This window comes from Synergistaceae bacterium (genome assembly GCA_017443945.1).
Lineage (GTDB): Bacteria > Synergistota > Synergistia > Synergistales > Aminobacteriaceae > JAFUXM01.
Window position 1 is genome coordinate 1 of record JAFSXS010000046.1, and the last position, 4,321, is coordinate 4,321.

The 4,321-nt window shown below is 41.8% G+C and carries 9 protein-coding genes; 1 reads left to right on the forward strand and 8 read right to left on the reverse strand.

The window, feature by feature from the left end; genetic code table 11:
- Window positions 1-81: 81 nt before the first annotated feature.
- A complete protein-coding gene (locus tag IJT21_04645) occupies window positions 82-423 on the reverse strand; it encodes a hypothetical protein (protein ID MBQ7577543.1) in 342 nt (113 codons plus the stop codon).
- A 122-nt stretch (window positions 424-545) separates the two neighbouring features.
- On the opposite strand from IJT21_04645, the gene IJT21_04650 reads away from it, so the two are divergent.
- Window positions 546-923, forward strand: coding sequence for a helix-turn-helix domain-containing protein (locus tag IJT21_04650; GenBank protein ID MBQ7577544.1), 378 nt, complete (start codon window positions 546-548; stop codon window positions 921-923).
- A 2-nt stretch (window positions 924-925) separates the two neighbouring features.
- Here IJT21_04650 and IJT21_04655 read toward each other — a convergent pair whose 3' ends face one another.
- The 7 genes from IJT21_04655 to IJT21_04685 all read right to left on the reverse strand — a co-directional run.
- Entirely contained in the window at window positions 926-1,180 is a 255-nt protein-coding gene (locus tag IJT21_04655; GenBank protein ID MBQ7577545.1) for a hypothetical protein, read from the reverse strand.
- A 34-nt stretch (window positions 1,181-1,214) separates the two neighbouring features.
- Window positions 1,215-1,649 (reverse strand): phage holin family protein, encoded by a 435-nt coding sequence (locus tag IJT21_04660; protein ID MBQ7577546.1) that lies wholly within the window; start codon window positions 1,647-1,649, stop codon window positions 1,215-1,217.
- Window positions 1,649-2,029: a DUF882 domain-containing protein gene (locus tag IJT21_04665; protein ID MBQ7577547.1), complete on the reverse strand. Its 381-nt coding sequence runs from the start codon at window positions 2,027-2,029 to the stop codon at window positions 1,649-1,651. Before IJT21_04665 ends, IJT21_04660 begins: the two co-directional genes overlap by 1 nt.
- A 52-nt stretch (window positions 2,030-2,081) precedes the next feature.
- Window positions 2,082-2,357 carry a hypothetical protein gene (locus IJT21_04670; GenBank protein MBQ7577548.1) on the reverse strand — a complete coding sequence of 92 codons (276 nt, stop codon included), beginning with the start codon at window positions 2,355-2,357 and terminating at the stop codon, window positions 2,082-2,084.
- Window positions 2,358-2,369: 12 nt separating this feature from the next.
- Complete coding sequence (locus tag IJT21_04675; protein ID MBQ7577549.1) at window positions 2,370-3,512, reverse strand: hypothetical protein; 1,143 nt, start codon at window positions 3,510-3,512, stop codon at window positions 2,370-2,372.
- A 3-nt stretch (window positions 3,513-3,515) separates the two neighbouring features.
- Window positions 3,516-3,737 (reverse strand): hypothetical protein, encoded by a 222-nt coding sequence (locus IJT21_04680; protein ID MBQ7577550.1) that lies wholly within the window; start codon window positions 3,735-3,737, stop codon window positions 3,516-3,518.
- A gap of 46 nt (window positions 3,738-3,783) precedes the next feature.
- Window positions 3,784-4,321 (reverse strand): hypothetical protein (locus tag IJT21_04685; GenBank protein ID MBQ7577551.1); only part of this gene is annotated, 538 nt, incomplete at its 5' end.

Genomic DNA, 4,321 nt, shown 5'->3' on the forward strand with positions numbered 1-4,321 from the left:
TAAATAATTATTATGCAAGTCTTTATTAACATTTATAAGCAGGAAAAACGGCGATAATTTTCACTACAGCCGAAAAATTTTTTATTCTGACTTCATGAGAACCGCCGGGATAATTTCAAACTCGTTAGTCTCGTAATTGCGGTAAGTTGAATTAATTTCTGCAATGCCGCTGACATTAAATCCGCATTTCGTGAACGCCGCCATATTTTCAAGTAAATTGCTGGCCTGTTGTGAAATCGTGAACTCCTTAACGCCTGCACTGCGCAATGTTTCCGCTATTTCGGGGATCTCGCGCGCCCAAACTGTACCGCTGAAATCGATAAGCTCATTTCCTGACTCTTTGCTTTTCTTGTAGCTCCAGTAAATTGTCTTGTTAATTTCTTGATTGTCTTCAAAATTTTTGATGAATACTACGTTTTTCATGATTTAATGCTCCTTTCGTTTAATGACGTTATATTAACTCTAAATAATTATTATGCAAGTATATTTATAATTTTTCTGTGATAAAATATGCGTAAATTTTAATCAGGAGGCAAAAAAATTTTATGGACATATCCGAATTTGTATCAATTGATGAGGCTGCCGAAATCCTGAATTACAAGAAAAGCAGCGTGGGACTTCTTTGCAGGCAGGGAAAATTTGACGGGACAATCAGAATCGGCAAACGCTGGCTCATTCCGCGAAAATCTGTCGAGGCATACAAGCCCGGCCCGCGAGGTTTTGCAGCAATATGGGAACGCAGACACAAAAGCGAAGAGTCAGAAATTGAGAGTGAAAATTTTGACGCTCTAAGCGATGATGAGAGGCAGTCAGAGATTGAAAAGTTGTATGATGAATTGCGAATCGCCGAAGAAAAAAATCTGAATCTCCTCCGGCAAATCGATTTAATACGTAGAAAACTTCATAAGCTGCTGAAAAAATAGTGTTACTTCTCGGCCTTGAGATAATGCTTGTTGCCGAACGGGTCTGTCATTACCACGCGTGCATAATCGGCGGTCTCTCGGTCGGGGTAAAATTTGCTGAAAAGTTTTAACTTGTTCAAATTGGCTGATAATTCTTCGCCTGTGCTGCTTTCTTCTACAGCGTTAACGATTTTTATCACACTGCAATTGTCCTTGTAATATAGCGACGCAATATTTTCATTTGCTCCGTCAGCGGTTAATAATTCTGGATTTCTCATAAATATACACCTCGCTGAAATTTTTTGTGTATATTCACTCTGAAACGCTTTTATCGCAAGTTATTTTCTCGTCCTTGTGTATAAAATCAAAATGTTTCAGTAATTCATTGGGGAACGGAACGCCGAGTCGGTGTGCATTCTCGATTATGCTTTTACCCTCGTTACTGATGTAGAACAGGCACACTATCGAGCGGATAGCCCCGTGATCGTCAGGAATTATCATATCCATCAAATGCGCAATCCCGACGAATGAGAGCATGATACATTTTTTCGTGATCCCCCGAAAGCCTACCGAACTGCAAAGCGCGTTATCGAGCCAAGCGATCGACAGCCCCGTTGCATAATCAATAACTATCATGACAATCAAGACCTTCAATAGCACATCAAAGCCTCCGAAGAACCACGCCAGCAGACCAAGTACGCCGCTGAAAAATAAATCCATTGAGAATTCTATAACATTGTCAGTCATTATGTTTTCACCTCATATAAATTATTTCTTTTGCCGCCGCAGTCGATGTGTATAAAATTTTTCTTGCCGTACTTTATGCAATAATCCATATCTTGTAATTTGCCCTCAGCTCGTAATTGCTTTACTGCCTCGAACATTTTCGCGCTGCCCAGTGAGCAAGCCAAATCCGCCGCAAGCCCTTTAGTGTGCTTAGAGCCTTTGACTCCGCCGACGTTCTTATTATGGGTCTCGCACCTGTAGCCTGAATTGACATTGACGGGAACTCCTAATTTCTGTCGTATCTCTTCAGCCATGTTAATAACTCTCTGATCAATTTTATTTTCGCCGCAGTGTTTGCAAGCGAACTCGGACACTTTGAAGTGTTCAGTATCTACAGCCATTTTTAAATTTCCTCCTTAACAAAAAACGGGAAGCCGGAGCCTCCCGCAACATTTACACATTAAGTGTGAAGTAATAACCGTCCGCTAGGCCTCTTACACCCTGATAGTGAGTGCAGTGGATAAACTCGACATTTTCATAATTGCCGCTCATTGTGTCCATTATCATTGACTCGTCGTCGCCTTCTTTGGGAGTGTACGAGATTTCGATATTAGCTAACTTTTCGGGCGTAAAAAACTCTGGTGTGAGTTCCTGCTGTGAAATAAAGTTATTGCCGTTAAGCTCCAAATTTTTTAACTCGCTGTTATCTGCAAATTTTATCGTGTACATTATTTATTCTCCTTATGTATTTCTTATTACGCACCAGAACATTGGCAAATAATAATTTTGACTTGTACTATATGCGGATATTTTTGTTACTCCGGATGGCCAACCTCCCCAATAGTTTCCTGGTGAACCGTAACCCCAATATGAATTACCGCTGGCAACATCGCGCGTTAATACTCCTGCTATGGCAAAATTTTTGAACGCGCCATGACACATTGTATAAAATGGGAAAGTTGCATCAAACCACGTACTTGGCATTTTGCCGCGATAATAATAACCGCCCGGCAACATTTCATTTAGCGAAATCAAATGCACTTCGCTATTATCTTGAATCCAGCCTGACTCCTCGCCATTAGTAACAGCGTTGCAAGCTCTTATAGGCGCATGTCCGAGCCATTCACTAGACCCCCAGTTAGCTGACGACTTTATAAAATCAATTATTGCGGGAATATGTTCCTGATATATTTTTGATCCGATATAGCCGCCTTCGGTTGTGTTGGAGTCGTTCATTTGATAATTCAGTAAGCCGTCATAGGTGCCAACTTGTTCAATAGTGAGCACTGCATTATATATGCTTCCTTCATTGTTACCGTTGTCTCTGTTGCCGGTTCCATCAGTAATACCGTTTGCGAAATAATTTCTGCACCTGTCAACTACTCGAACGAGAACATTACCAGTTTTGTCTGTCAAATGCTGTTTCATGGGCAATAACCAAAAGTCGCCGATTTGTACGTCTCTCATATCTGCGCCCTTAACACCCGTCATAGCGTTATATTGTGCAGTAGTAATTGTAGTACCGAGATATTTCCCTCTGAAATGAGATTTTAGCCACGGGATTATTGAAATTTTGTGCCAGTCTCTTGCATCTGCATTAGGGTAATTATCATAAGATACGCCCAATAATTTATCGTAGTAAGAGTTGAGCTTTGTGCCTGCGTTTACTCCTTCGAAAGCAGAAATTTTGCCCTCTGCTGTGGTGAGTCTCGTTGTGTTGCCGTCTGCGTGCGTATCGACTTCGTTAATTGCTGCAACAAGACTTGATTTGTCCGTTGTCCTTAAGCTGTTAGGGTTGCCCTGTACGCTTGATATTTGTTGATTGCGTGTTTTGAGTTCCTGCAAAATTTCCTTGCCGGTTGAATCTGTGAAAAGTTTTCCCATAAATTAGACCTCCTTTAATTTTTCCGGAGCAGCGTTATCATAAATTCCTTTTTCCTTGAGAATCTGATAGATTTTATCGACATCACTGCGGTCTGCTTTTTTCTGTATGATTTCCTCGATAACTGCTATAACTGCCTCGCTGAAGTCACAAAATTTTTTAATCGTGAAATTTTTAGCCGATTGAAGACAGCTTTGCAGATAATCTTTGAGGTTTGGAGACTGCATAAATTACACCTCCGAATAAAAACGGGGCAAAGCCTGCCCCATAAAACTATGCCGCGCCGAAGACTTCGTTAATCATTGCTGTAACATCGGCACTGGTTGCGACTCCGATTCCGCTGTCTACAAGATTGCCATTTGCGTCGAGTGTTGCGAAATTGCCAGCTGTTGCATTTGCGACCTTGTCAGCTTTGCCGGAAATATCAGCGTATAAGCCGTCGGCCTGCTTGATGATTGCGTTGTTAGCTACTGCTGAGACTGCAACACCGAGTCCGCTTGCTGAACTTGTGAGAGTTGAATCGAACTTGATTTCGACCTCATAGTCCGCGATAGTGAGAACCTGCTGTGAAGCTCCGGCCTTCACTGTGTAAGTATCAACGAGCGACGACATATCCATGAATGAATATGAGATTGTATCGCTTGCTGTGCCTTCAGTGGGGTTAGTTGTGCCTCTTACTGCGAGAACAAAAACGGGTTTGCCGTCGAGTGAAGGATTAGTTGCGCCTGGATAAGTTGCAGCACTGAACGCAAAATTATTGACAAACTGTGTTCTTGCGTTGTCAAGGAAAATTTCCTTCGGGAAGTCGACA